Raw genomic sequence first — 21519 nt, 5'->3', positions numbered from 1 at the left:
CTTCAAGGGCCCCGGACACCGGTGCCGAAAACGGCCCCTTCGCCTTACGATCACGCTCATGTCGATCACATCCTCCATACCTGTCTTGCAGGGACGCGGCGGAGCCGTCCTGAGCGCCGAGCCGGACGGACTGGTCCTGGAACGCCCCGGCGACGAGCTGACGATCCCCGCCAGAGCGATCGCCCGCGTCCACGCCGAGGCGCGGAGTGTCACGGTCGAGCTGAAGGCGCCTGCCGGGGCCACGCCGTCGGTCCACCGGATCGAGGATGTGAGCGAGGCTGCGGCCGTCGTCTTCGCCGACGGGGTGAACGCTCTGCTGCCCGAGCGGAACGAGGAGCACGCAGAGAACGCAGGGAACGCGGAGAACGAGGAGATCGACGGCGCCTCGCTCGTCGTCCTGCGCACGTTCGCCATGACCCGGCGTCAGAAGTTCCTGCGCCGGCTCAAGCGGTTCGTGATCGGCTGTCTGGGCGGGGTCGTCGCCCTGTGCGTGACTGCCGCGGCAGCGGGGGACGCGGCCGTCGCCGTCGCCGTCGTGCCGACCGGCTTCCTCGGCACGGTGGGCCTCGGGGCCGGCGTGTACTGCGTGGGGACGTGGAACCGCGAGCGGCGGCTGCTCAAGCACGGCATCACCGTCGTAGCGTCGCTGACCGACAGACCGGGCGCGTACCTGTACACGGACAGCACCGGCACGACCCGCGTCCTGTCCCACCTGGGCTTCGCACCGTTCGTACGGGCCAGCTACGACCCGCGGGACCCCTCGGACGTAGTCGTACCCGAGTCACCGTTCATGCGGCGCTTCAACATCACCCTGGGGTCGTTCATCCTCTTCTGCGGGCTCAACGGCGCGGTGCTCGCGATCTGGATGACTGTCATGGCGGTCCTCGGCGAGGGGTTCTAGCGGCGGGGCGGGGCGGCGTGCGAAGGGCCCCCGGGGGCTGGCCCACTGTTCGTGCGGGCCCTCCTGCGCGAGGTCCGTCCTCAAACGCCGGACGGGCTGGAAACGCAACCCCGCAGGGGCGAGCCCACCGTTCGTGCGGGCCCTCCCGCGCGAGGTCCGTCCTCAAACGCCGGACGGGCTGGAAATGCAACCCCGCAGGGGCGAGCCCACCGTTCGTGCGGGCTCCCCCGCGCGAGGTCCGTCCTCAAACGCCGGACGGGCTGGAAATGCACCCCCCTCGGGGGCGGGATCAGTAGAACGCCCAGTGGTGGTCGGCCCAGTCCCCGCAGGGCCACTGGATGACCTCGCCCAGGTTGTTCGGGTTGCCGCCGGCCACCCCCATGCACAAGCCGCTGTTCTCGTTGACGAACTGGTGCCCGCCCTTCTGGGCGATGTAGCGGTAGTTCCAGTACTGGTCAGGGTAGAGACGGGGACTGCCGCACGGGTACTGCGTGACACGTGCGCCCCAGTCCTTCCGAGCCGCGTCTACGGACACGCAGTATCCGTTGTCGGCCCTGCGGATCGAGTAGTACGGGATTCCGCCGCCGCTGCGCCTCTCGTACTTGATGTACCAGTTCTGGTCCGGATACCCGTCGCAGTCCCAGATGATGAGGCCTTCCGCGGGGTTGTTCGTCGCTCCGGGCACGGACAGACAGCGGCCGCCGTTGATGGAGACGATCCTGGTGCCGGGCAGGGCATACGCCGCCGAGGCCTGGGTGAAGAGCAGGAGGAAGGCGGCGAGGACCACCGCGGCTCCCGCTGTCGTGCGTCGCACCATCGGTCCGCTCCTTCCGTGTGCCGCCTTCAGTGCCATGCGCCGCACGCCACTTGCCGAAGTCCCGTGTTGTACAGGCAGGCTCGCGTCACGAACGGCGGTCCGTCGAAGAGCTCGTCGGTCCAGGTGGGGCTGTTGATCTCCAGGTTGAGCCGCCCGTGCCAGTCGGCTCCCTTGTTCCACGAGCGGTCCATGTACACCTCGTAATGGCCGTTGTAGACCTGGCCGAGGGCTCTCGCGTACTCGTGATGATCGGATCCCAGCTCCGTCGCCAGCTTGAAGTAGCCCCAGCCGGCGTCGTAGCGCCGGCAGTAGTACACGCCGACGTCGTAGCACTTGGAGGACGCCGCCGCACTCGGCGTCGACGACGTCTCCTCGGAGAGGATCCGGGGGTTCGCCCAGGAGCCGACGGGAGCCTCGGCGTCGTACGCGACGCGCGCCCCGGGAGCGGGCCGGCTGTCGGCAGGGCCGTCGGCGACGGTCCGCGGGCCCGCGTCCTGGTGCGTCTGCGTGGATGCGCCGGTCTGCCGGGGTCCAGCGGTCTGGGCGACGGCGGGCGTCGCGAGCACTCCTGCCACCAGCGTCACGGCCGCGACGGCCGCCCTCTTCCACACCCTCGTCATGCGCTCACTCCTGTCATGCATCGGCCAATCTGGCTCGGTGCCGCCGAGTGTGCGCTCCGTGCTTGCGAGAAGCATCGTCAATCCGCGCAGAGGTTGTTGGCCCACAGCGCAGGAAGGTGCGCGCGGGCAAGGGCGAGCGAGGTCTCCGCTATAGCGTTCACCCGTCAACCATTGCAATGAACCGCGTAAGCACTGTTGCATTAAATCCAAAATCATTGCAACGATTTCCCTGTATTCACCTGCACCGACGGCGATTTCACGCAATTATTCAGTTGCCAGCACCATGAACGCAACGTAGCGTTTCCATCGTAAGAAACAACGGACCCAAGGCCGGACAGGCCAGGAGGTACGCGTTTCGCAACGGGAGCGATCAAAAGGGGCGGACCATGAAGACAGCGCAGAGCCAACAGCAGGCAGCACCCGGCGCGTTCACCGCCTTCGCCCGCTTCGTGCTCTGCGGCGGCGGGGTGGGGCTCGCGTCCAGCTTCGCCGTGGTCGCCCTCGCCGCCTGGATGCCCTGGGGCCTGGCCAACGCCCTGGTCACCACGGTCTCCACGCTCCTCACCACCGAGCTGCACGCCCGCTTCGCCTTCGGCACGGGCGGGCGCGCGACCTGGCGTCAGCACGGGCAGTCGGCCGGGTCCGCAGCGGCCGCGTATGCGGTGACCTGCGTGGCGATGCTCGTCCTGCACCAGTTGGCGGCGGCGCCCAGTGCGATGCTCGAGCAGGTCGTCTACCTGTCCGCCTCCGCCATAGCCGGTGTCGCGCGGTTCGCGGTGCTGCGCCTCGTCGTCTTCGCACGGAGCCGCTCGCAGGCCGCGGCCACCGGCGCCCGTCCCGTACAGGCGCCCGTGGCCCGCGCCGCGGCAGCAGCCGACCAGGCGGTGCTCTGCCGCGCCGCCTGACCGGCCCGCCGGGTGCGGATGCGGCCGCCGCGTACGAATGCTGTCGCCGCGTCACAGGGCGGCGATTCGGGGCTCCGCTTCGGCGGTTGCCGCGAGGCGCCGGCGGCGGCTCGGCAGCAGCAGGGTCGGGTGGGAGATGCTCCAGGCCGCGCCCGCGACGACGAACTCCTTGATGCGCGCGCCGGTCCGGCCCGTGAAGACGGTCGGCGTGGCCTCGTCCTCACGGGTCACCTTCTGGACGATTCCGTCGCGGCGACCGAGGCTGACGCACTGCATGCTGTAGCCGATCGTGGTCTCGGGAGCCTTGCGGCCGGTCAGCCGCGCGGCGAGGGCGTCGGCCGCCTGCCACGCCATCGGGGTCGCCGTGGCGCAGGACATCCGCAGCGGCTTGCCGCCCGCTCCTTCGGCGAGCGCGGCGTCGCCGACGGCGTACACATCGGGGTGCGAGACCGAGCGCATGGCGCCGTCGACGACGATCCGTCCGGTGTCGGACACCTCCAGCGTGGTGGCGGCGGCGATCGGGTGCACGGTGAAACCCGCGGTCCACACGGTCACTTGGGCCGGGATCTGGCCGCCTGCACGGGTGACCACGCGGTCCGTCTCGACGCGGGTGATGTCGGCGTGCTCGTGGACCGTCACGCCGAGCCGGTCGAAGGCGCCGCGCAGATGGCGTTGGGCCTTGTCGCTGAGCCAGTCGCCCACGCCGGCGCGGGCGGCGATGGCGACCTTGAGACCCGGGTGCGCCTCGGCGATCTCGGCGGCTGTCTCGATGCCGGTCAGACCGCCGCCCGCGACCAGCACCGTCCCGCCCGGCTCCAACTCGCCCAGCCGCGCCCGCAGGCGCAGCGCGTCCTGCTTCCCGGCGACGTTGTGGGCGTGCTCGGCGACACCGGGGACGCCGTGGTCGGCGGCGGTGCTCCCCAGGGCGTACACGAGGCTGTCGTAGCCGAGGGTGTCGCCGCCGGGGGTCTCGGCGCCGTGCTCGCCGGCGAGTTCGACGGTCTTGCGGTCCACGTCGACAGCGACGACCCGCGCCGGCCGGACCTGCACGCCGGTGCCCGCGTAGACGTCGCGCAGCGGGCGGCTCGGCAGATCCTGCCCGCTCGCGAGCTGGTGCAGACGCACCCGCTCGACGAACTCGGGGTCGCCGTTGACCAGGGTGATCTCGACGTCGTCGCGGTGCAGCCGCTTGGCGAGGCGACCGGCGGCGATGGCTCCGGCGTACCCGGCTCCCAGGACGACAATGCGGTGCTTCATGGCTGGCTCCCTATCCGGTTGGACTCGCCTCCTGAACCGGACAGCCGCGCGATCCCTGACAGGTATCGACTGTGACGTGGGTCACCACATCTGCGCGAGGGGGCGATGGGGGCCGGACGCCGCCCACTGGCGTGTGATGCGTTCCAGCTTGTCGGGGTTGACCAGGATGTGGATCGCCTCGACGCCGTCAGGGGTCGCGTCGAGGCACACGACGCCGAGGATCCGCTCGCCGACCTCGACCAGCGCCGCAGGGCCGCCGTTGACGACGGCGGCGTGGAGGGTGGCGCTGCCGCCGACGCGGGCTCGCTTGGCCTCGGTCGTACGGAACACGCCGCGCAGGTATCGCGCGATCTTGAGCGCGCCGACGACCGGGGACCTGCGGGCCCGAACGTGGGCGCCTCCGTCGGCCACGCTGACCGCGTCGTCGGCGAGCAGCCGGATCAGCGACTCGGTGTCGCCGCTGAGGGCCGCGGCGAGGAACCCCTCGACGACCTTCGCCGCGGTGGCCGCGTCGACCTGGGTGCGGGACCGGTCGGTGGTGACGTGCTGCTTGGCGCGCCGGTAGATCTGCTGGCAGTTCGCCTCGGTGAGGTCGAGGATCTCCGCGATCTCGCGGTGCGGGTATCCGAACGCCTCGCGCAGCACGTACACCACGCGCTCGTTGGGCGACAGCCGCTCCATGAGGGTGAGCATCGCGATGGAGACGGACTCGCGCTGCTCGGCGGTGTCGGCAGGACCGAGCATCCGGTCTCCGGCGAGGACCGGCTCCGGGAGCCACTGCCCCACATAGGTCTCCCGCCTGGCCCGCGCCGAGGTGAGCTGGTTGAGGCAGAGGTTGGTGAGCACCTTCGTCAGCCACGCCTCGGGCGTCTCGATCTGCTCCCGGTCCGCCGCGTGCCACCGCAGATACGCGTCCTGCACCGCGTCCTCGGCGTCGCCGGCCGACCCCAGCAGCCGGTAGGCGATCGCCTCCAAGCGGCCCCGGGAGTTCTCGAACAGATCGACCTCGTACGTACGGAGCGACATCACACCATGATCGGCCATGTGCGCAGGCCACGTCCACAGGCCCGGGATCGGACCGGCGACGTGTGATCGGGCGGTGCCCCGAGACCGGCTGGCGACGCGTCATCGCATCGCGTCCGCCGGGGAGTTCGACCTGCCGGTCGCCGACACCGCGGGCGCCAGGGCCAGACGCCGCTCAGGAACGGCGGGCCCCTCACCGGTGCAGCGCGTCCAGAACGGGATCGTGGCTGTGGCGCCAACCCCCTGTCACCGGCACGGCGTCGGACAGGTGCGGGTGACCGGCCACCAGGTCCGTGTGCAGATGGGGCACCGGTCGCGGGTCGTGCGTCGGCCACGTCCGCGCGGCGAGGACTCCCGCCGCGCAGGCGACGGTCGCCAGGGCGACGACGGCCGCCTGCAGTCCGGCCGCGGCGCCGAGCCAGCCCGCCAGCGGGTAGGTCAGCAGCCAACAGCCGTGCGAGAGGGAGAACTGCGCGGCGAACAGCTCGGTCCGTTCCGCCGGCCCGCTGGAGCGGCGGATCAGCCGGCCGGCGGGCGTCAGCACCATCGAGGACGCCGCGCCGAACGCGGCCCAGGCGCCCAGCAGTGCCGGCCACCGCCACCCTCCCTCCCCCGCCGCCGTGATCGCGGCGAGGCCCGCGAAGACCACGGCGGTCAACAGGGCGCCCCGCAGCATCACGGCACGGTCCGAGACCCGGGCCAACAGCCGGGGCAGAGCGAGGGCGACGGCCATGGACCCGGTGCCGTATGCGCCGAGCGCGAGGGCGACGTCGCCCGCTGGGCGGCCCAGGTGATCTCGTACGTACACCACGGTGTTGACCAGCACGACCGCGCCGGCCGCTGCCACCACCAGGTCCAGGGCGAGCAGGGCGCGCAGCCGGGGGACGGCGAGGAACCGCCGGCTGCCGGCGGTGGCCCTGGCGTAGAGGGCGCCGGTGCGCCGCCCGGCGGGCCGCGGGCTGGGCAGCGCCACCGAGACCACCAGCGCCGCGGAGGCGAGGAAGCCCGCCACGGTGCCGGTGAACAGCCAGTTGTAGCTCATCGCCGACAACAGGACGGCGGCGAGAGCCGGGCTGAGCATGGTCTCCAGGTCGTACGCCAGCCGGGACAGCGAAAGAGCCCGGGTGTAGTCGCGCTCGTCGCACAGCACGTCCGCGATCGCTGTCTGAAAGGCCGGCATGAACGCGGCGGAGGCGGCCTGGAGGAGGAAGATCAGGAGGTACACCTGCCACACCTGGTCGACGAAGGGCAGCACGAGCGCGGTACCCGCCCTGATCAGGTCGGCGCCCACCAGCAGGGCCCGCCGCGGCAGCCGGTCGGCGACCGCGCCCACGGCCGGGGCGATGAGGACGTACGCCAGCATCTTGATCGCGAGCGCGGTGCCGAGCACCGAGCCGGCGTCCGCCCCCGCGATGTCGTAGGCGAGCAGCCCGAGCGCGACGGTGGCCAGGCCGGCGCCGACCAGGGCGACGATCTGAGCGGCGAAGAGATGGCGATAGGCCCGATCACGCAGCACCGACAGCATGGCGACGGCTCCCTTGCCCGAACGGCTCGGCAACGCCTCCAGCATAGGTTCATGTGCGCATCTGCGCACATGACGATTCGGTGAGCCAAGGGCGGCCGAATCCAGGAGTGCGAGCCGTACGCTGGCTGCATGGCCGTCCGCGAACCGATCTCAACTGCGCCCGGTACGCATCTGCGCGCACCGGACAGCGCGCGCCTGGCCGAGGCGACCGAGGTGTTCGCCATGCTGGCCGACCCCACGCGGCTGCATCTGCTGTGGCTCATCGCGCAGGAGGAGTCGGACGTCTCCTCCCTCGCCGAACGCTGCGAAGCCTCCCGCACGGCGGTGAGCCAGCATCTCGCCAAGCTCCGGCTGGCGGGCCTGGTGGAGACCCGCAGGGCGGGGCGTCATGTCTTCTACAGCCTGCGCGACGGGCATCTGCGCCGCCTCGTCCTGGAGGCGCTCAGCCACGCCGACCACCGCGTCAGCGGCGCCGCACCGCACGACTGAGGCCGAAGCGGCTCCCGGGCCTGGCCTTTAGCGGGACACGGAGTTACGGAGTCCCCCGTAGCCGGGAACGCCCGCGTCGGCCTCCAACCTCCGCGACCCATCGCCCCCTTGATCCGTCAATCGTTCCTGCCGCTGTTCGACGGGCCGAAGAACTCGATCTCGGCGACGGCGACTTGCTTGTCCTCGGCTGCGCCGTAGGCCGAGCGCAGGACGAACCGGACCGCCGTGACCTCGCCGACCCGGAAGGCGTGGCGCTGCCCTCCGGCGCCCTGGTCGAGGGTGAGCGAGCGCGTGAAGGTCTTGCCGTCGGCCTTGGTGATCACCGCGTCGAGGCGGTGGGGAAGAGCCGACTCGGAGAGCTGGTCCGGGCGGGCGGAGACGCCGGGGGTGACGACCAGGTCCAGGAGTCGGGTGGGCCGGTCGAAGCGGGCCTCGATCCACTGGCCCGCGCCGGACTGGGGCACCCCCGGGCCCCACCACGTGTTGTTCAGCTTGTCGAAGGCGAGCTTCGGCTCGTGATCGGGGTACGACTGCGAGGCCTTGACGGTGTCCGGCGCGATCGGGGCCCGCTTGGCGAAGTGGTCGCGGACCGCGTCGTAGGCCACTCCCGTGTGGAGCCCGGCCGTGATCAGCGCGGCCAGCACCAGCACGCCGACGACCACGTTCATGACCCGTCCGAAGCCCCTGCGCACGCGAGGCCGGTCGCCGGCCCACGGGGTCGGCCGGTTGCGGAAGTCCAGCAGTCGGCGCCACCAGGGCCGGCGCCGAGGGTCGGCCGATCCGGGGGCCGCCGACATCGGCATGGCGCACCGGCCGCAGAAGTGCCGGTCGGGCCGGTTGGACGTGGAGCACCAGGTGCAGGGCACGCCGCCGTCCCCGCCGGTCTCCTGGCCCGGAGCGCGGACCTGTGGGCGGTCCGCGTCCGGGCGGCCTGGGAGGACGGGCGCCACGGACGGGCGTGCCGCCGGCCGGGGTTCGGGGTCCCCGACGGGCACCAGCAGGGACCTGGCCCGGGCGGCGGTGTCGTCGGGGGCCGCGGACGGCTCGGGCCGGGCGGGAAGCGTGTCCTCCGCGGAAGCGTCGGGCGCCTGGGCGGCGCCACCGGCGCTCCCCGGGCCGTCGCCCGCCGCGGTAGGCCCGCTGGTCTCGGGGGCGGCTCCTGCCTGCTCGTCGCCGCCCGTGCGCCCCTCCCCCGGCGAGGCGACGCGTCCAGAGCCTCCCGCCCCAGGCTCGGCGGCGGCGTCCGCCGCCTCCCGGGTCGCCGGCGCGGCCGCTGCCGCCTCGGTCCGCTCCGGTCCTTCGGACGTCCAGCCCAGCACTGCGCCGCACGAGTCGCAGAAGGACTGGCTCGGCTCCGCCCGGGTTCCGCACTCGGCGCAGTTCGTGGCCCCTTCCCTCCCGGAGACGGTGCGGGGGGTCTGACGGGTCATCGCTGGGGAGTCCTCTCGGAAGCGGTCACCTGGACCGTGTAGGGCATATGGGCGGGGCGGGCGGCCGCCACGAGGGTGTCCAGCCGGTGCACGTCTGCCGGGGTCGGGTCGGCGAGCCGCAGCAGGACGTGGAGGCGGGGGCGGCGTTCGCCGGGGACCGGGCCCAGCGGCCGGGCGTTCCAGTCGGCGGCGCCGCTCTCGCTGATCTCCGGTTCGACGCCGAAGGCCAGCAGGACCGCCTCGGCCAGGCCTCGCCGGGTGCCTCGTACGCGGTGCAGGCGCGCGGCCGCTGCGACGGCGGCGCGCAGCCGCTCCTCCGGCTCGGCGCCGTCGGTCTCCGCGCCGACCCAGCCGCCGAGCCAGTGGGTGAAGTCGGCCGGGGCCAGCGCCGGGGTGAAGTAGGCGTCCAGGCAGTCCAGGACGCCCAGGATCGGCGCGAGGACCTCGTCGAGGCCGGCGACGAATCGCTGCGCCAGGTCGTCGTCGGCGAAGACGGCCGGCAGCATCGCGCCGATCGGCGCGGAGGACCCCAGTCCGTCGACGGATCCCCTCATGAGGCGTCGCCGATCACACGGACCCGGTGGTCGAAGGAGAACACCAGCGACGGGGCGTCGAGGTCGATGCGGTCCGTCGCCTCGCCGCGCTTCCCGGTCAGCGGGTCGGCCGGGTGGAGCCGTACCTCGTCGACGAGTTCGACGCCGGGTACGCGCTGGAGCACGGCGAAGACCTCGCCGGACTGGACCGGGCGTCCGAACGCCCAGCCCTTGCCGTCGGCGCCGCCGGTGAGGGGGTCGAGGTGCTGGTAGAGCGCGTCGTGGGCCCGCCGGCGTACGCGGTCGGTGTCGACGCCGCGGAAGGCGTGCACGGTGGCGACGACGGTGACGCCCTGGTAGAAGGGCGGTCCGACCGCCAGTCGGGTCCCGATGAGCCTTCGCTCGTCGAGGTGCCGGGTGATGCGGTCCAGCAGGGCGTCGCCGGGGACGAGTTGCTCGAAGCGCAGCCGCCCGCGGGGGTCGGGGACCGCCTGGGGGACGACCAGCACCCTGACGGCGTACGCCCCGTGCTCGCCCTCGTCGCCCTCCAGGCAGGTGATGCGGGCCGTCTCGGGGGCGGCTCGGCGGGCGAGCTCCTCGTAGTCGCGCAGGGTGACGGCGCGTTCCTGGGCGCGCAGGGTGATGGGCGCGCGGGTCTTGGCCTCCTCGACGCTCTCGCCGTCGACTCCGCCGCGGGCGGCCTCCCGGTTGACGACCTCGCCCACGTACGGGATGGAGCTGCGCAGCACCCGGACGGCGCCGCGGGCGACGTTCCCGGCGCGGCCGCCGCCGGTGCGGTAGCGGCGCGCCCGGATGACCGCGCCCTTGGGCGGGGTCGCTCCGTAGGGGCGCAGGGCGCCGTCGGGCTCCCGTACGGCGGGGCCGAAGGCGATCTCGCCGGTGGCGGCGTCCAGGGTGACGTGCCGGTCGTGCGGTCCGGAGGCGGCGAAGTGCGGGACGACCTTCCAGTCGGTCCAGCCGTCGTGGTCGGCGGTCTGCAGATGCAGCGGCTCCTCGTCGCCGACCACGGGCGCGTTGGCCAGCCGCAGCCGCTGGCCCGGCAGGCCGGTGGACTCGCCGAGGGCTTCGTCGTGGACCGTCTCGGCGTGTACGGCGGCGGTCGTGCCGCCGATGGTGAACGCCGCCGCGGACCGGACGGTCGGCGAGGTGCTGTAGAAGGGCTGGCCGGGCAGCGGCTCGGTGACCCGGCAGCGCAGCCAGCCCGCCTGCCGGCCTCCGGTGCGGGAGAGGGCGTGGCCGCCGGGGACGTGCAGCACGAGCTCGCCCGGCCGGTTCAGGCCGCCGGTGCCGTCCCGGTCGACCTCGCACAGGGCCCAGCCGTCCTCGGTCCACGCCTCCCAGACCAGGGGCGGCTGCCGCGGGTCGACGCCCACGCCGTCGACCCGGCTGTCGAGCTCCAGCGCCACCGCGCAGTGCGGCACGGCGGCGCTCAGGCCCAGGAGCATGCAGTCGCCGGACCGCGGGGCGTCGGCGAAGCACGACACGTCCTTGCCCTCGTCGAGGTCGTTGGTGCGGTCGGCGACGGCGGCGCCGCTGTTCTGCACGACGACATGCGCCAATTCGCATGAGGGCACGACGAGTTCGCGCTCGGTCGCGAAGACGACGGCGTCCTCGCTCTCGGTGCGCGGCGTGGCGACCTCGGTGCCGGCCGGCAGGACCACGGGCTCCTCCTGCGGGGCGGAGAGCCAGAAGGTGATGTCGCTGCGGGCGGCCATGGGCGGGAAGAGGGTGATCCCGACGAGGTCCAGGAAGGCCAGGTGGTTCTTCTCGGGAACGCGGTTGAGCCGGTAGACGATGTGGTCGGCCATGTGCGCGACCGCTTCCACGAGGGTGACGCCGGGGTCGGACACGTTGTGGTCGGTCCACTCGGGGGCGCGCTGCTGGATGTAGCGCTTGGCGTCGTCGACGAACTGCTGGAAGCGGCGGTCGTCGAGGTTCGGGGAGGGCAGGGCCATCAGCGGTCGCTTTCCGGGAGTCCGCCCGAGTCGCCCTGGCCGGGCTCGTCGTGTGCGGGAATGACGTAGAACGGGAAGACGAGGCTGCGCGGATTGTTGGTGCCGCGGATCGAGTAGCGCACGTCGATGTAGAGCACGCCCTGCTCGGCGCCGGCGGTCACCTCGACGTCGTTCACCTCGATACGGGGCTCCCAGCGGTCGAGGCTGGCGTACACCTCGTGCTGGATACGGCCCGCGGTGGCCTCGTTGACCGGCGCGAACACCAAGTCGTGGATGGCGCAGCCGTATTCGGGACGCATGGGCCGCTCCCCCGGCGCGGTGGCGAGCACGAGCCGGATCGCCTCCTCGATCTCCCGCTCCCCGCTGACCAGGGCGATGGCGCCGGTGGGGCCGATCCTCATCGGGAAGGCCCAGCCGGAGCCGACGAACTGCTCGGACATCAGATCACCGGCTTTCCGTTGGCGGTCACGATGCCCTGGAGCGGGATGCTGAGGGCTCGTATGCCGGCGTTGGCGATGGCGTTGACCTGGACGGTCGCGGCGCCGATCGTCGCGCTGCCGGTGGCCTTGAGGTCGAGGGCGCCCAGCGCGTTCACTCTGACCGCGCCGGTCAGGGACTTGACGTTGACGATGCCGCGGCCCTCCAGGGTGAGGAGCCCGCCGCTCTTGATGGTCAGGGACCGGCGCGCGCTCAAGGTGAGGTCCGTGCCGGCCTCCACCGACACCTGTCCGCCGCCCTTGATGGTGACGGACCCCTTGCTGTCCACGGTGATCTCGGTCTTGGTGCGGTCGAGGTCGATGGTGAGCCGGTCGTTGCCGGTGGCGATCCGGACGCCCTGCTTGCGGGCACCGGTCTGCTGGCTCAGCAGGTCCACCCTGTTGCCCTGCCGGTCGGACAGGGTGTGCCGGATCGCCTGCTTGCGCAGCCCGTCGTGCAGCGGCACGTCCTTGACGACGGTCGGCTTGTCCCGGCCGTTGTAGAGGCCCCCGATGACGAACGGGTGGTCCAGGGCCCCGCGGTCGAAGCCCACCAGCACCTCGTCGCCGACGTCCAGCGGGAAGACGCCCCCGCCGCCCTTGCCGCCCAGCTGGACCGTGCGCGTCCAGTCGCTCACGTACACGTCGTCGAGCCACGGGAACTGCAGCTTCACCCTGCCCTGCCCCAGGGGGTCCTGTACGTCGGTGACGAGCGCGTTGGCCACGCTCGGCAGCCGCGGCGCGGTCGATCCGCCCCCGCCGGAGGCGAGGCCGAACAGCGAGCGCCACTGCCGGCCGCTGACCGTCACCCAGGTCGTGTACTCGCCGCCGCTGGCGAAGACGTGCCGTACGGAGGTGGCGGTGTACTTGCCCTCGAACGGGGCGCCCACGTCCCTGAGCGTGACCGGCGACCCGGGGCGCAGCCGCGGATTGCCGCGGACGGTGACCTCCAGTTCCGCGAAGGAGGAGGTGATGTCGTCGGCGAGGGCGCGGGCCGCGAAGCCGACCTCGGACTGGCGGTCGTAGGGGGTGTCGGTCTCGACCAGCTTGGCGGTCCCGAAGCGGGCCCCCGCCTTCTTGGGCGTGGCGCCGATGGCGATGGCGGGGTTGGTCGCGGCGGGCGCGGTGGCCGTGAGCTTCTTCTTCGTCGTGACGTCCCAGCCGCGGGACTCGACCGTGCCGACCTGGTCGGCGGAGGTGACCGCGGCACGGCAGCGCAGCACGTCCTGCCCCGCGTGCAGCACGAACGGGCTCTTCTCGCCGTCCGTGCTCGTCGGGGGCGCCCCGGAGGCGGGGTCCGGCGCGGCGAACTGGAACCTGCCCTTTCCGTCCAGCGACATCACCATCTCGTTCTCGTCGGCGAGGCGGGACAGGAAGTCCCAGTCCGTCACGTTGGCCTGGCTGACGAACTCGTAGACCGTCTTGGTGCTCTGCACCCTGCCGACCGGGATGCCGCTCGAACTCGCCAGCTTGCGGGCGATGTCGGAGGCGGTCTGGTTGCGGTACGCGGCGACCCTGCGCTGCCGCATCAGACGGTGCCCCTGGTCGTAGCCGCGTACGACGGTGAACGTGCCGGTGCCGTCGTAGTCGGTCTCCATACCGGTGACCTCGCCCGTGAGCAGGGGCGTCCCCGCGCCCTGGCCGGACGACACGGGCGCCAGGACCACCTTGGCGCCGAAGTCGACGCCCAGCTTGCCGAGCAGCAGTCCGTGCGGATCGCGGAAGGTGAGCCGGAACTCCCCGGGCACGCCCGCCCCGAGGTCGACCCACGCGCCGATGAGGGCGTTCGCGTACTCGTCCGGGATCTTGGCGCCGCCGAGAGTGACGTGGACGACGTTGGAGAAGGAAGCCTGCACCATCAGGAAGCACCCATTTCTTCCGCCGCGGGGAGCACCAGCTCCACACCGGACCGCAGCCGTGTCGGGTCGTCGATGCCGTTGGCCTCGGCGATCGCCCGCCAGGCCGCCGCGTCGCCGTACTCCCGCCAGGCCAGCGACTCCAGCGAGTCCCCGGCCACGACCCGGTGCACGCGCCGCGCGGTGAGCGCGCCCGAGGTGGGGTTCTGCCCCTTGGTCTTGCTGGGGATCTCGTGCAGATGCACCTGGCAGGTGGCCCGGATCGGCACGCCGGTCGTCCCGAACAACGTGTAGGAGGCGTCCACCGAGGAGACGTACGCCGTGAAGCGGGCGGTGGAGAACGCCCCCCACTGGAAGACGACCCACGGTGTGGACGGCTGCTTGGCCGCGATGCTCTTCGAGGTCACCTCGCAGCAGGAGAAGAGCGCCTCGACCTTCTTCAGCACCGAGTTGCCGCTCGGGTCGTCGGAGGAGTCGAGGAAGACCTCCACCGTCATCTCCCGGGGCTCGGGCCCCATGAACTCGGGCAGCGCGCCGTCGCGCACCGCCGCCGTGGGGGTGGTCTTCCACCGTGCGCGACGGCTCAGCGCGAGCTGCGAGGGGTTGAAGTCGAAGGCGAAGTTCTTGATCAACCCGCCGGGTGTCGTGCTGTGACCGATCGGCGGCTCGTGGATGGCGAGCGTGGCCCGCACCAGACTCCTGCCCGCTCCGCCCTTGGCGCCCTTGCCTGCCATGTGTCGCTCCCCCTCAGCCCGTGAACCCGTGGTGCGTGATCTCCAGTACCTCGGTGGCCACTTGAGGGCTCGCCGGATCCAGGGACGGCCCCTGCCAGCTGACCGGCAGCACGTCGATGAGTCCCCAGCGGGCCACCTCGGAGCCGTCGGCGCGCAGGGCGGCGATCTGGGCGGTGGGCCGGGTGACGCCCGTGGTCACGGAGGAGATCCACGCCGCGACCTTGGCGGTGTCAGCGGTGAGCGGCCGGGTCAGCCGGATGGTGGAGAAGGTCACCCGGGACGGGAGCTGCCAGACGAACCCGTTGTTGCCGCCCTCCTGGTGCTGCTCGATCTCCACCGTCGAGGAGAGTCCCTCGCACCCGTTGAAGCGGCCGAGGCTCGCGCCGTCGATGGTCAGGGTGAAGAAGATGGTGGAGCCCGGGTCGCGTTCGCTGGGCATCGGGTGGGCCTTTCTGGGGTGGCGCTGAATCGGTCGGTGTACGGGGTCGGTCGGTGTACGGGGTCGGTCGGTGGGCGGGGTCGGTTGGTGTACGTCGGTGGGCGCCGGTACAGGTCAACGGCGCGGGTCGCGGAGCTTGCCGATGCGCTCGCGGTCGAGCCGGAGCTCGGTCCGCAGCAGCCGGGTCAACGGTCCGATGAGCCGGTGGGTCAGCTCGTCGATCTGGGCGCCGCTGAGAGCACGGGCGTCGAACTCGGCGGAGGTGTGCGGCGATGGGGCGCCGTCGTCCGCGTCCTTGGGCGTCGGGGTCGTGGGCGGAGGGCTCGGTGTGTGCGAGGTCGGCGGGTGGCTGGGGGCTGTGCGACGGCGCGCAGCGGGGAGTGGCGGCGGAGGGAGGGCGACCGGGACGGCGGGCTGGGGAGGCACGGACGGCGTCGCCGGTCTGCGCTGGACGGGCAGGGCGACGGCCGGAGTACGGGGAACGGGCGTGAGCTGTACGGGGTGGCTGGAGGGGGCTGCGGCGCGGGCGGTCGGAGGCTGGCTTGGGCTCGGTCCCATGCCTCCGGGAACGTCGTGGGCGGCGGCGGTCGGGCGGTGCACGGGCGCCGCCTCGGGGCTGTGCACGGGTCCAGTTGTCGTGGCGCGCTGCACAGCAGGCGGGGTGATCGGCAGCGGAGCCGGACTCGTGGCGGTCGGCGTCGACGCAGTCGCGGGCTGCCGCTGGCTATTCGGCTGCGGGACAGCCGGAGAGTCGGTCGGCTCTGGCAGCGGGAGGCGCTGGACTGCGGGGGCCGCCTCGGCGGCAGGCTGAGGCGTCGGCTGCTGCACTTCTGGGGCCTGGCCGGCCATCGCCCCTGGCGTTGCTGTTGGCACTGGCGCGGGCGGTGGCTTTGGCGTCGTGGAGGCTCTTTGGGTGGGGCCCGGCGCCCCGAGCGCGTGTCGCCCTCGGTCGTCGGAACGCTGGACCGGCCGCACGGCGGCAGGCGGTGTCGGGACCTCGACGCCGGGCCGCCGCACCACGGGAGCGCCGAGACCAGGACGGGGTGCGGGGGTTGCGCCGGGCCTCGGTGAGGCGGAGTCAGGACCGGCCGCCGGTCGACGGCGCGACACGGGCGGCACGGCTGCGCTCTGCCGCGCCGCCGCGACAGGTCCGCCGCCGCCAGGTGACGGGGGGACCGAGGCGGAGAGACGCCGCTGCACAGGAGCAACCGCCGCGCCGGGACGGCTGATCGCCGCCTGACCAGGGTTCACCACGGCGCCGTCGGTCGGCATGACGCCGCCGTACGACTCCATGCCGCTGGGTGATACGAACTCGCCGGGTGATACGGCCTTGCCGCGCGGCGGCGTTGCGGCCAAGGGGGTGGGCTGGACTCCCTGCGTCAGGTGACCGGGCCGCCCCTCCGTCGCCCGTGCGGACCCGCTGTCTGCCGAGCGCTGCACTGCGGGCAGCCCCACAACTGGGGAAGGACCGCTGGCTGACCCGGACTTGGACGTGGATGCGGATGTGGGCATGGCTGCCGACGTAGGCGTGGAAACGGACGTGGACGTGGGCGTGGCTTCCGCTGCCGGGGCCTGACGCGTTTCCTGCGTTGCGAGTCGCCGCGCGACCGGCGTCGAGCCGCCACCTGAGGGGCCGCTGTTCAAGACCGTCGCCCCGGCGGTCCTCGGGCTCGCGCTCGCGCTCGCCGCCGGAGGCGCGACACCGCCGCCCGGCAGGACGGCCGCGCCACCGCGTACAGGCGCCTGGGCCGTACCCCGCGGTTGCACCACAGGCACGGCGCCGCCCCGACGCAGCCCGGACGGAGCCCCCGGGTTCGGCGCAGGGCGCGTGATCCCGGGTGCCGGAGCTGCGGGGGCTGCCGGGGCCACCACCTGCTGTGCTGGCGCGGGCGTCGCGCCGCCCCGTACCGCCGGCTGCCCTGTCGAGCGCTCCGGCGGCACGGCACGCTGCGCCGCCACCGCCCGCCCGCCACGGGCGTGCACGGGCTGTTCGGAAGGCAGCCGGCGCAGTTGTACGGCTGTCGGAGGCGCCTCTGGGCGGCGCGCCGCTGTAGGCGATGCCACGGCCGCCGGAGAGAGGGTGAGCGCGCGAGCGGGGGCGAGCGCCCGGCTGGGACGAGGCGCGGGCCGCGGCGTCTCGGCGGGCTGCTTCCGCGTGGTCGGGGCGGCGGAAGCGGAGGTGTCCACGGCATGGCGCTGCACGTTCGCCGGGCCGGTGCCGGCGCCCTCACCCGCCCCGCCTGTGTCGCCCACGGGGGCGGTACCACCGGTACGTGCGCCCGCTCCCCCGGCGGACGCCGAGCCCGTGGGCGACACAGGCGGCGGGGTGGACGCGCTGGGAGCCGTGTCCGTCGCCCGGGCTGTGGGACGTGCGACGGGACGCCGGTCCGCCTGATCAGCGGGGGTCCGACGTACGGGCGGAAGTACGGGCGCGGAAGCCGGTGTTACGGAAGCCGGTGTTCCGGAAGTGTCGCCGCTGGGTGCGATCGGACCCGGCGACGCAGCTCCCCGGTCAGGGGCATGTGCCGCCCGTTGCACAGGCTGGCGTCCGCCGTCGGGCACGGCACGCCCCATGAGGGGCGTCGCGTCCGCAGGCGCCGCGGACATGGGCGCTCCCAGCGTCGGCCTGCGCTGAATCGACCTTCCCGGCGAGGCGTCGGGTGAGGGGACAGCCGGCCCCGCGTCCGAAGTCGACCGCTCCGCAAGCCCGTTCGCCCGGGTGGCCACAGCGTGAGTCTCGACGCCGGACGTCGATGAGTCCGGCTCCGTACGCCCTGTCCCACCGCTGGCGGCCCTCTGCAGAACCGGCGGCGTCACACTGTCCGACGCGCCCACCTGGCAGGTCGGCCCACCACCGGACCGCCCCACAGCCGCAGCCCCAGCCGCGTCCGAGGCCGACCCCAGACCAGAACTCGACCCCAGACCCGAGCCCGCCCCGAGACCAGAACTCAACCCCGACCCCGGACCGGCACTCGAAACCGACCGCGAGCCCAATCCCGAACTCGAGACCGCACCCGAGCCCGAGCCCGAGCCCGAGCCCGAGCCCGACGCCGCACCCCCGTCCCGCTCTCCAGAAGTCGACGCCCTCCCCGTCCGCTCCGAGCCGACAGCACCCGCAGTCCCCGATCGGCCAGCCGCCGTCCGGACAGCCGGAAGCTCCCTCCGCTGCACCGCCCGCGCCCGGGTGAGCGCCGTCGGCCGAGGGGCTGGGGCCGTCACGGGAGTCACGGCGACGCCCAGCGGCCGTACCGGCGGGATCGTCGGCAGGGCCGAGCGGTGCACCGTCGTCGCCGCGCCCCCGCTGCCCGCGGACTCGGCGGGGGCGACCGGCAGCGATAGCGTCGGCAGCTCCAGTCCGGAAGCCGGCGGCGCCGACGAGGTCAGCACTCCGTGGACCAGTCCTCCCGGCGCCTCGTCGAGGACGGCGTGGGACAGCGGCCCGGCGAAGGCAGGGCTCTGCCAGGTGGTCAGCCGACTGCCGAAACCGCCGTCGGAGACCGGCGCCGTGGTACCGGCGGTCACGCGCTGGATCGGCGGCAGCGCGGACCAGCCGGCCGGCCGGACCCCGCCGGGCTCGGCGGCGCCCAACGCCGAGCCCGCCGCGGTCCCCGTGCTCGGCGTGCCGTCGTCGGAGCGGCCCGCTGCCGACACGGACGCGTCCGCGGTCGCCACGACGGAGGATGTGCCGCCCGTCTCTCGCCCGTGAGCGCGCCGACCTCGGCCCCCTCGGAGCCAGCTGAGGAATGCCATGTCCTCACCCCTGCGCCGACGCACGCGTGACGAGTCCCGCGATCTGCTCGGTGTAGCGGCGGCGGTCGTGGTGCTCGAGGTCCAGGATCTCCTCCAGGTTCCAGTGGAAGTGGTAGGCGACGTACGCGATCTCCTCGTGCAGGCGGTCGGTCGCGTACGTCACGATTCCCCCAGGCGGCTCGCGCCGAGCTCGACCTCGAACGGCTGCTCGCAGTGCGGGCAGGTGACGCCTGCCCGGGTGTGCCCCTCGGCGTTGACCTGCCGGTAGAAGTCCTGGAGGAACGCCAGGTCGGAGGCGAACATGTTCTCCACCACTCCGTCGTGCACCAGCGGCAGCGTGCCGAGCCGGGTGATCACCCGGCCGAGCAGCACCACCGACAGATAGGCCGGGTTCTCCTGAACCCGCATGTCCCGCAGCGGCACCAGTTCGTCCCGCGCGGTCGCGAGCCGCATGACCCCGTCGCGGTGGAGGGCGCCGGACTCGTCGACGTATCCGCGCGGGAGCTCGAACGCGAACTCCGTACGCAGCCGTTGGGCGGTCGCGGCGGGGGCGGGAGCCGCGCTCGTGCTCTGCTGCTCCGGCGCCGCCGCGGCCTCCGGCGGGGAGTCCGCGGTCGCGCCCGTGCCCGCCCCGGGAGCCATGCGCCGCATTACTCGATGACCAGTTCTTCGAACGTGATGGTCACGGTCTCGGTGAGCGCGGCCGCCTCGCCGGCCTTCACGGAACTGGTGTCGATCTTGCTGCACCAGGCGTTGCGCATGTTGTACCGCTTGACCGGGTTGTTCTGATAGTCCATCACCATGATGGTGGCGTTCTTGCGCGCCGTGGACATCGAGCCGTTCACCGACTCGTTGATCCACTGGTTGAAGGCCGCGGACTGCGTCATACCGCGGACGACGGTGCAGGTGCCGGCCTTCTTCACACCGGGCAGCTTCTTCGTCACGGGCTTGCCCTGCGCGGAGACCTGCTGGTACTCGATGACGTCCTGCTCGAGGCTGAGGCCGCTGACCTCCGCGAGGTACTCGACCATCACGCCGTCGATCTGCAGGCCGAAATTATGCGAGGTGAGGGCGTCACCCGGCTGGAGACTCATCTGTGTTCTCTGTCCTTCTCACGGTTGCTGTCTGGGTACGCGGGAGCGGGGCGGCGAGGTCGGGACTACTCCTCGAGCTCCCCGCCCCCGCTGGAGAACTGGGCGAGGCGGAAGACCACGAACTCGGCGGGCTTGACCGGTGCGATGCCGATCTCGCAGATGACCCGGCCGAGGTCGACGGACTCCTGCGGGTTGGTCTCCTCGTCGCACTTGACGTAGTACGCCTCTTCCGGCCGGGCGCCGAAGAGGGCGCCGCTGCGCCACTCGTTGACCAGGAACGCCGAGATATTGCGGCGGATCCGCGCCCACAGGGCGTGGTCGTTCGGCTCGAACACCACCCACTGGGTGCCGATCAGGATCGACTCCTCCAGGTAGTTGAAGTACCGGCGCACGTTCAGGTAGCGCCAGGCCGGGTCGGAGGAGAGGGTGCGTGCGCCCCAGACGCGGATGCCGCGGCCCGGGAAGGCGCGGATGCAGTTGACGCCCACGGGGTTGAGGAGGTCCTGCTCGCCGCGGGTGATCTGGATCTCCAGGTCCACGGCGCCGCGTACGACCTCGTTGGCGGGCGCCTTGTGCACACCGCGCTCGGCGTCGTTGCGGGCCCAGATCCCGGCGATGTGACCGCTCGGCGGAATGATCCGGGACTGGCCGGTGGCCGGGTCGAAGGCCTTGATCCAGGGGTAGTAGAGGGCGGCGTACTTGGAGTCGTAGCCGGCGGTCTCCTGGCGCCAGACGCGGATCTGGCGGGCGTTCAGGCCGGGCGGCGGGTCGATGACGGCGACGCGGTCGCCCATCAGCTCGCAGTGCGCGATCAGGCCCAGCTGAACGGCCTTGACGGCCTCCAGGTCGATCGCCCCGCGCTGGTAGGCGGCCATCAGGTCGGGCACCGCGACCATCGAGACCTCGTCGACCGCCTCCAGGCCGCCGAAGCCGGTGCGGTCGGCGGAGTCGCCGAGGTACTCGGCGGGGCCGGGGTGGGAGGAGGGGGCCGAGGGCGCGTCGGCCGCCGGCGCGGGGGCCGACGCCGGCAGCGCCACGGTCTGGTTCTCGGGCCGGGCGAGCTGCGCGGCGGGCGCCGCCTCCTGCACGGCGATGAGCTTGGAGCGCTCCTTGACCTGCGTGACGACGTAGTTCCGGCCGCCCTTCTTGGCGGTCACGTCGAACGTCTCGGCGACCTCGCCGCCGTCCTTGACGATCAGCTTGAACCGCTCCGCCGGGCCGTCCCCCTCGGGGTCGGCGACCTCGACGCTCAGCGAGCCCGCGGCGACGGCGGTCACCGTGAACGCGCCGAGCCGCTGCGGCTCGGCGGACGGCAGCGCGGCCGGAGCGGCGTTCGCGGCGGATCCCCTCACCGCGGGCGCGCCGCCCTCGGACGCACCGACGGGCGCCCCGCCGACGCGTACGACATAGGCGGCCGTGCCGCCGTTGTTGAAGAAGCCGTAGACGCTGTGCGCGAGGTAGTACCCGTCGGTGAAGTCACCGAAGGCCGCGACGTACTGGGTCCAGTTGGTCACCAGGGTCGGCTCGTTCAACGGACCGGAGGGGGCCAGCCCCACGAAGGCTGCCACCGAGCTCCCCACCCCCTCGATGGGGCGCGAGCCGCTGGCCACCTCCTCGACGTATACGCCAGGCGACAGGTACGACGGCATGCTCTGATCTCCTCGGGTACGAGACGGGACAGCCTCCACCCTCAC

General features: G+C 72.8%; 21 protein-coding genes. 4 read left to right on the top strand and 17 right to left on the bottom strand.

Translation table 11 applies throughout. From position 1 onward, the window contains the following. Positions 1 to 58 precede the first annotated feature (58 nt). Complete coding sequence (locus tag AB0M39_RS06960; RefSeq protein WP_365360983.1) at positions 59 to 901, top strand: hypothetical protein; 843 nt, start codon at positions 59 to 61, stop codon at positions 899 to 901. A gap of 289 nt (positions 902 to 1190) precedes the next feature. Here AB0M39_RS06960 and AB0M39_RS06955 read toward each other — a convergent pair whose 3' ends face one another. Together AB0M39_RS06955 and AB0M39_RS06950 are read right to left on the bottom strand one after the other, a co-directional pair. Continuing rightward, positions 1191 to 1718, bottom strand: a complete 528-nt coding sequence (locus AB0M39_RS06955) for an RICIN domain-containing protein (RefSeq protein WP_365360981.1) — start codon at positions 1716 to 1718, stop codon at positions 1191 to 1193. A gap of 26 nt (positions 1719 to 1744) precedes the next feature. Further along, the gene (locus AB0M39_RS06950; RefSeq protein ID WP_365360979.1) at positions 1745 to 2338 is read right to left on the bottom strand and encodes a hypothetical protein; all 594 of its coding nucleotides are present in this window, start codon (positions 2336 to 2338) and stop codon (positions 1745 to 1747) included. A 386-nt stretch (positions 2339 to 2724) separates the two neighbouring features. Here AB0M39_RS06950 and AB0M39_RS06945 point away from each other — a divergent pair, with 386 nt between their 5' ends. After that, complete coding sequence (locus AB0M39_RS06945; protein ID WP_365360977.1) at positions 2725 to 3243, top strand: hypothetical protein; 519 nt, start codon at positions 2725 to 2727, stop codon at positions 3241 to 3243. A gap of 51 nt (positions 3244 to 3294) precedes the next feature. Here the strand turns inward: AB0M39_RS06945 and AB0M39_RS06940 are convergent, their stop codons facing one another. The 3 genes from AB0M39_RS06940 to AB0M39_RS06930 form a co-directional block, all read right to left on the bottom strand. After that, positions 3295 to 4500 carry an FAD-dependent oxidoreductase gene (locus tag AB0M39_RS06940; protein WP_365360975.1) on the bottom strand — a complete coding sequence of 402 codons (1206 nt, stop codon included), beginning with the start codon at positions 4498 to 4500 and terminating at the stop codon, positions 3295 to 3297. A gap of 81 nt (positions 4501 to 4581) precedes the next feature. Then, the gene (locus AB0M39_RS06935) at positions 4582 to 5526 is read right to left on the bottom strand and encodes an RNA polymerase sigma-70 factor (protein WP_365361192.1); all 945 of its coding nucleotides are present in this window, start codon (positions 5524 to 5526) and stop codon (positions 4582 to 4584) included. 190 nt (positions 5527 to 5716) lie between these two features. Further along, positions 5717 to 7048: an MFS transporter gene (locus AB0M39_RS06930; RefSeq protein WP_365361190.1), complete on the bottom strand. Its 1332-nt coding sequence runs from the start codon at positions 7046 to 7048 to the stop codon at positions 5717 to 5719. A gap of 129 nt (positions 7049 to 7177) precedes the next feature. Here AB0M39_RS06930 and AB0M39_RS06925 point away from each other — a divergent pair, with 129 nt between their 5' ends. Then, positions 7178 to 7537 (top strand): metalloregulator ArsR/SmtB family transcription factor, encoded by a 360-nt coding sequence (locus AB0M39_RS06925; protein ID WP_365360973.1) that lies wholly within the window; start codon positions 7178 to 7180, stop codon positions 7535 to 7537. A 116-nt stretch (positions 7538 to 7653) separates the two neighbouring features. Here the strand turns inward: AB0M39_RS06925 and AB0M39_RS06920 are convergent, their stop codons facing one another. The 8 genes from AB0M39_RS06920 to AB0M39_RS06885 form a co-directional block, all read right to left on the bottom strand. After that, the gene (locus AB0M39_RS06920; RefSeq protein ID WP_365360971.1) at positions 7654 to 8967 is read right to left on the bottom strand and encodes a zinc ribbon domain-containing protein; all 1314 of its coding nucleotides are present in this window, start codon (positions 8965 to 8967) and stop codon (positions 7654 to 7656) included. Beyond that, entirely contained in the window at positions 8964 to 9521 is a 558-nt protein-coding gene (locus AB0M39_RS06915; protein WP_365360969.1) for a phage tail protein, read from the bottom strand. Before AB0M39_RS06915 ends, AB0M39_RS06920 begins: the two co-directional genes overlap by 4 nt. Continuing rightward, entirely contained in the window at positions 9518 to 11476 is a 1959-nt protein-coding gene (locus AB0M39_RS06910) for a putative baseplate assembly protein (RefSeq protein WP_365360967.1), read from the bottom strand. The genes AB0M39_RS06915 and AB0M39_RS06910 overlap by 4 nt, the downstream gene beginning before the upstream one ends. Further along, entirely contained in the window at positions 11476 to 11916 is a 441-nt protein-coding gene (locus tag AB0M39_RS06905; RefSeq protein ID WP_365360965.1) for a GPW/gp25 family protein, read from the bottom strand. The genes AB0M39_RS06910 and AB0M39_RS06905 overlap by 1 nt, the downstream gene beginning before the upstream one ends. After that, complete coding sequence (locus AB0M39_RS06900) at positions 11916 to 13811, bottom strand: VgrG-related protein (protein ID WP_365360963.1); 1896 nt, start codon at positions 13809 to 13811, stop codon at positions 11916 to 11918. The genes AB0M39_RS06905 and AB0M39_RS06900 overlap by 1 nt, the downstream gene beginning before the upstream one ends. Beyond that, positions 13811 to 14542: a LysM peptidoglycan-binding domain-containing protein gene (locus AB0M39_RS06895; RefSeq protein WP_365360961.1), complete on the bottom strand. Its 732-nt coding sequence runs from the start codon at positions 14540 to 14542 to the stop codon at positions 13811 to 13813. The genes AB0M39_RS06900 and AB0M39_RS06895 overlap by 1 nt, the downstream gene beginning before the upstream one ends. Before the next feature lie 13 nt (positions 14543 to 14555). Further along, the gene (locus AB0M39_RS06890) at positions 14556 to 14981 is read right to left on the bottom strand and encodes a phage tail protein (protein ID WP_365360959.1); all 426 of its coding nucleotides are present in this window, start codon (positions 14979 to 14981) and stop codon (positions 14556 to 14558) included. A gap of 114 nt (positions 14982 to 15095) precedes the next feature. After that, positions 15096 to 15605 carry an extensin gene (locus AB0M39_RS06885; RefSeq protein ID WP_365360957.1) on the bottom strand — a complete coding sequence of 170 codons (510 nt, stop codon included), beginning with the start codon at positions 15603 to 15605 and terminating at the stop codon, positions 15096 to 15098. A gap of 2560 nt (positions 15606 to 18165) precedes the next feature. Here AB0M39_RS06885 and AB0M39_RS06880 point away from each other — a divergent pair. Beyond that, the gene (locus tag AB0M39_RS06880; protein ID WP_365360955.1) at positions 18166 to 18687 is read left to right on the top strand and encodes a hypothetical protein; all 522 of its coding nucleotides are present in this window, start codon (positions 18166 to 18168) and stop codon (positions 18685 to 18687) included. A 48-nt stretch (positions 18688 to 18735) separates the two neighbouring features. Here AB0M39_RS06880 and AB0M39_RS06875 read toward each other — a convergent pair whose 3' ends face one another. The 4 genes from AB0M39_RS06875 to AB0M39_RS06860 form a co-directional block, all read right to left on the bottom strand. Next, positions 18736 to 18894, bottom strand: coding sequence for a DUF6760 family protein (locus AB0M39_RS06875; protein WP_365360953.1), 159 nt, complete (start codon positions 18892 to 18894; stop codon positions 18736 to 18738). Continuing rightward, positions 18891 to 19382 carry a hypothetical protein gene (locus tag AB0M39_RS06870; protein ID WP_365360951.1) on the bottom strand — a complete coding sequence of 164 codons (492 nt, stop codon included), beginning with the start codon at positions 19380 to 19382 and terminating at the stop codon, positions 18891 to 18893. Before AB0M39_RS06870 ends, AB0M39_RS06875 begins: the two co-directional genes overlap by 4 nt. Continuing rightward, complete coding sequence (locus tag AB0M39_RS06865) at positions 19382 to 19825, bottom strand: phage tail protein (protein WP_365360949.1); 444 nt, start codon at positions 19823 to 19825, stop codon at positions 19382 to 19384. The genes AB0M39_RS06870 and AB0M39_RS06865 overlap by 1 nt, the downstream gene beginning before the upstream one ends. 65 nt (positions 19826 to 19890) lie before the next feature. Then, positions 19891 to 21474, bottom strand: coding sequence for a phage tail sheath subtilisin-like domain-containing protein (locus AB0M39_RS06860; RefSeq protein WP_365360947.1), 1584 nt, complete (start codon positions 21472 to 21474; stop codon positions 19891 to 19893). Positions 21475 to 21519 lie beyond the last annotated feature (45 nt).

This window comes from Streptomyces sp. NPDC051907, from assembly GCF_040681075.1.
In the GTDB taxonomy this organism is placed as follows: Bacteria; Actinomycetota; Actinomycetes; order Streptomycetales; family Streptomycetaceae; genus Streptomyces.
Note: the sequence above shows the minus strand (reverse complement) of the source record. Positions and strands in the feature narration are given on the sequence as shown.

What these genes read in the sequence shown, in the direction of transcription:
- AB0M39_RS06960 (WP_365360983.1), top strand. Translation starts at nt 59, where the DNA reads ATGTCGATCACATCCTCCATACCTGTCTTGCAGGGACGCGGCGGAGCC.
- AB0M39_RS06955 (WP_365360981.1), bottom strand. Translation starts at nt 1,718, where the DNA reads ATGGTGCGACGCACGACAGCGGGAGCCGCGGTGGTCCTCGCCGCCTTC.
- AB0M39_RS06950 (WP_365360979.1), bottom strand. Translation starts at nt 2,338, where the DNA reads ATGACGAGGGTGTGGAAGAGGGCGGCCGTCGCGGCCGTGACGCTGGTG.
- AB0M39_RS06945 (WP_365360977.1), top strand. Translation starts at nt 2,725, where the DNA reads ATGAAGACAGCGCAGAGCCAACAGCAGGCAGCACCCGGCGCGTTCACC.
- AB0M39_RS06940 (WP_365360975.1), bottom strand. Translation starts at nt 4,500, where the DNA reads ATGAAGCACCGCATTGTCGTCCTGGGAGCCGGGTACGCCGGAGCCATC.
- AB0M39_RS06935 (WP_365361192.1), bottom strand. Translation starts at nt 5,526, where the DNA reads ATGTCGCTCCGTACGTACGAGGTCGATCTGTTCGAGAACTCCCGGGGC.
- AB0M39_RS06930 (WP_365361190.1), bottom strand. Translation starts at nt 7,048, where the DNA reads ATGCTGTCGGTGCTGCGTGATCGGGCCTATCGCCATCTCTTCGCCGCT.
- AB0M39_RS06925 (WP_365360973.1), top strand. Translation starts at nt 7,178, where the DNA reads ATGGCCGTCCGCGAACCGATCTCAACTGCGCCCGGTACGCATCTGCGC.
- AB0M39_RS06920 (WP_365360971.1), bottom strand. Translation starts at nt 8,967, where the DNA reads ATGACCCGTCAGACCCCCCGCACCGTCTCCGGGAGGGAAGGGGCCACG.
- AB0M39_RS06915 (WP_365360969.1), bottom strand. Translation starts at nt 9,521, where the DNA reads ATGAGGGGATCCGTCGACGGACTGGGGTCCTCCGCGCCGATCGGCGCG.
- AB0M39_RS06910 (WP_365360967.1), bottom strand. Translation starts at nt 11,476, where the DNA reads ATGGCCCTGCCCTCCCCGAACCTCGACGACCGCCGCTTCCAGCAGTTC.
- AB0M39_RS06905 (WP_365360965.1), bottom strand. Translation starts at nt 11,916, where the DNA reads ATGTCCGAGCAGTTCGTCGGCTCCGGCTGGGCCTTCCCGATGAGGATC.
- AB0M39_RS06900 (WP_365360963.1), bottom strand. Translation starts at nt 13,811, where the DNA reads ATGGTGCAGGCTTCCTTCTCCAACGTCGTCCACGTCACTCTCGGCGGC.
- AB0M39_RS06895 (WP_365360961.1), bottom strand. Translation starts at nt 14,542, where the DNA reads ATGGCAGGCAAGGGCGCCAAGGGCGGAGCGGGCAGGAGTCTGGTGCGG.
- AB0M39_RS06890 (WP_365360959.1), bottom strand. Translation starts at nt 14,981, where the DNA reads ATGCCCAGCGAACGCGACCCGGGCTCCACCATCTTCTTCACCCTGACC.
- AB0M39_RS06870 (WP_365360951.1), bottom strand. Translation starts at nt 19,382, where the DNA reads ATGCGGCGCATGGCTCCCGGGGCGGGCACGGGCGCGACCGCGGACTCC.
- AB0M39_RS06865 (WP_365360949.1), bottom strand. Translation starts at nt 19,825, where the DNA reads ATGAGTCTCCAGCCGGGTGACGCCCTCACCTCGCATAATTTCGGCCTG.
- AB0M39_RS06860 (WP_365360947.1), bottom strand. Translation starts at nt 21,474, where the DNA reads ATGCCGTCGTACCTGTCGCCTGGCGTATACGTCGAGGAGGTGGCCAGC.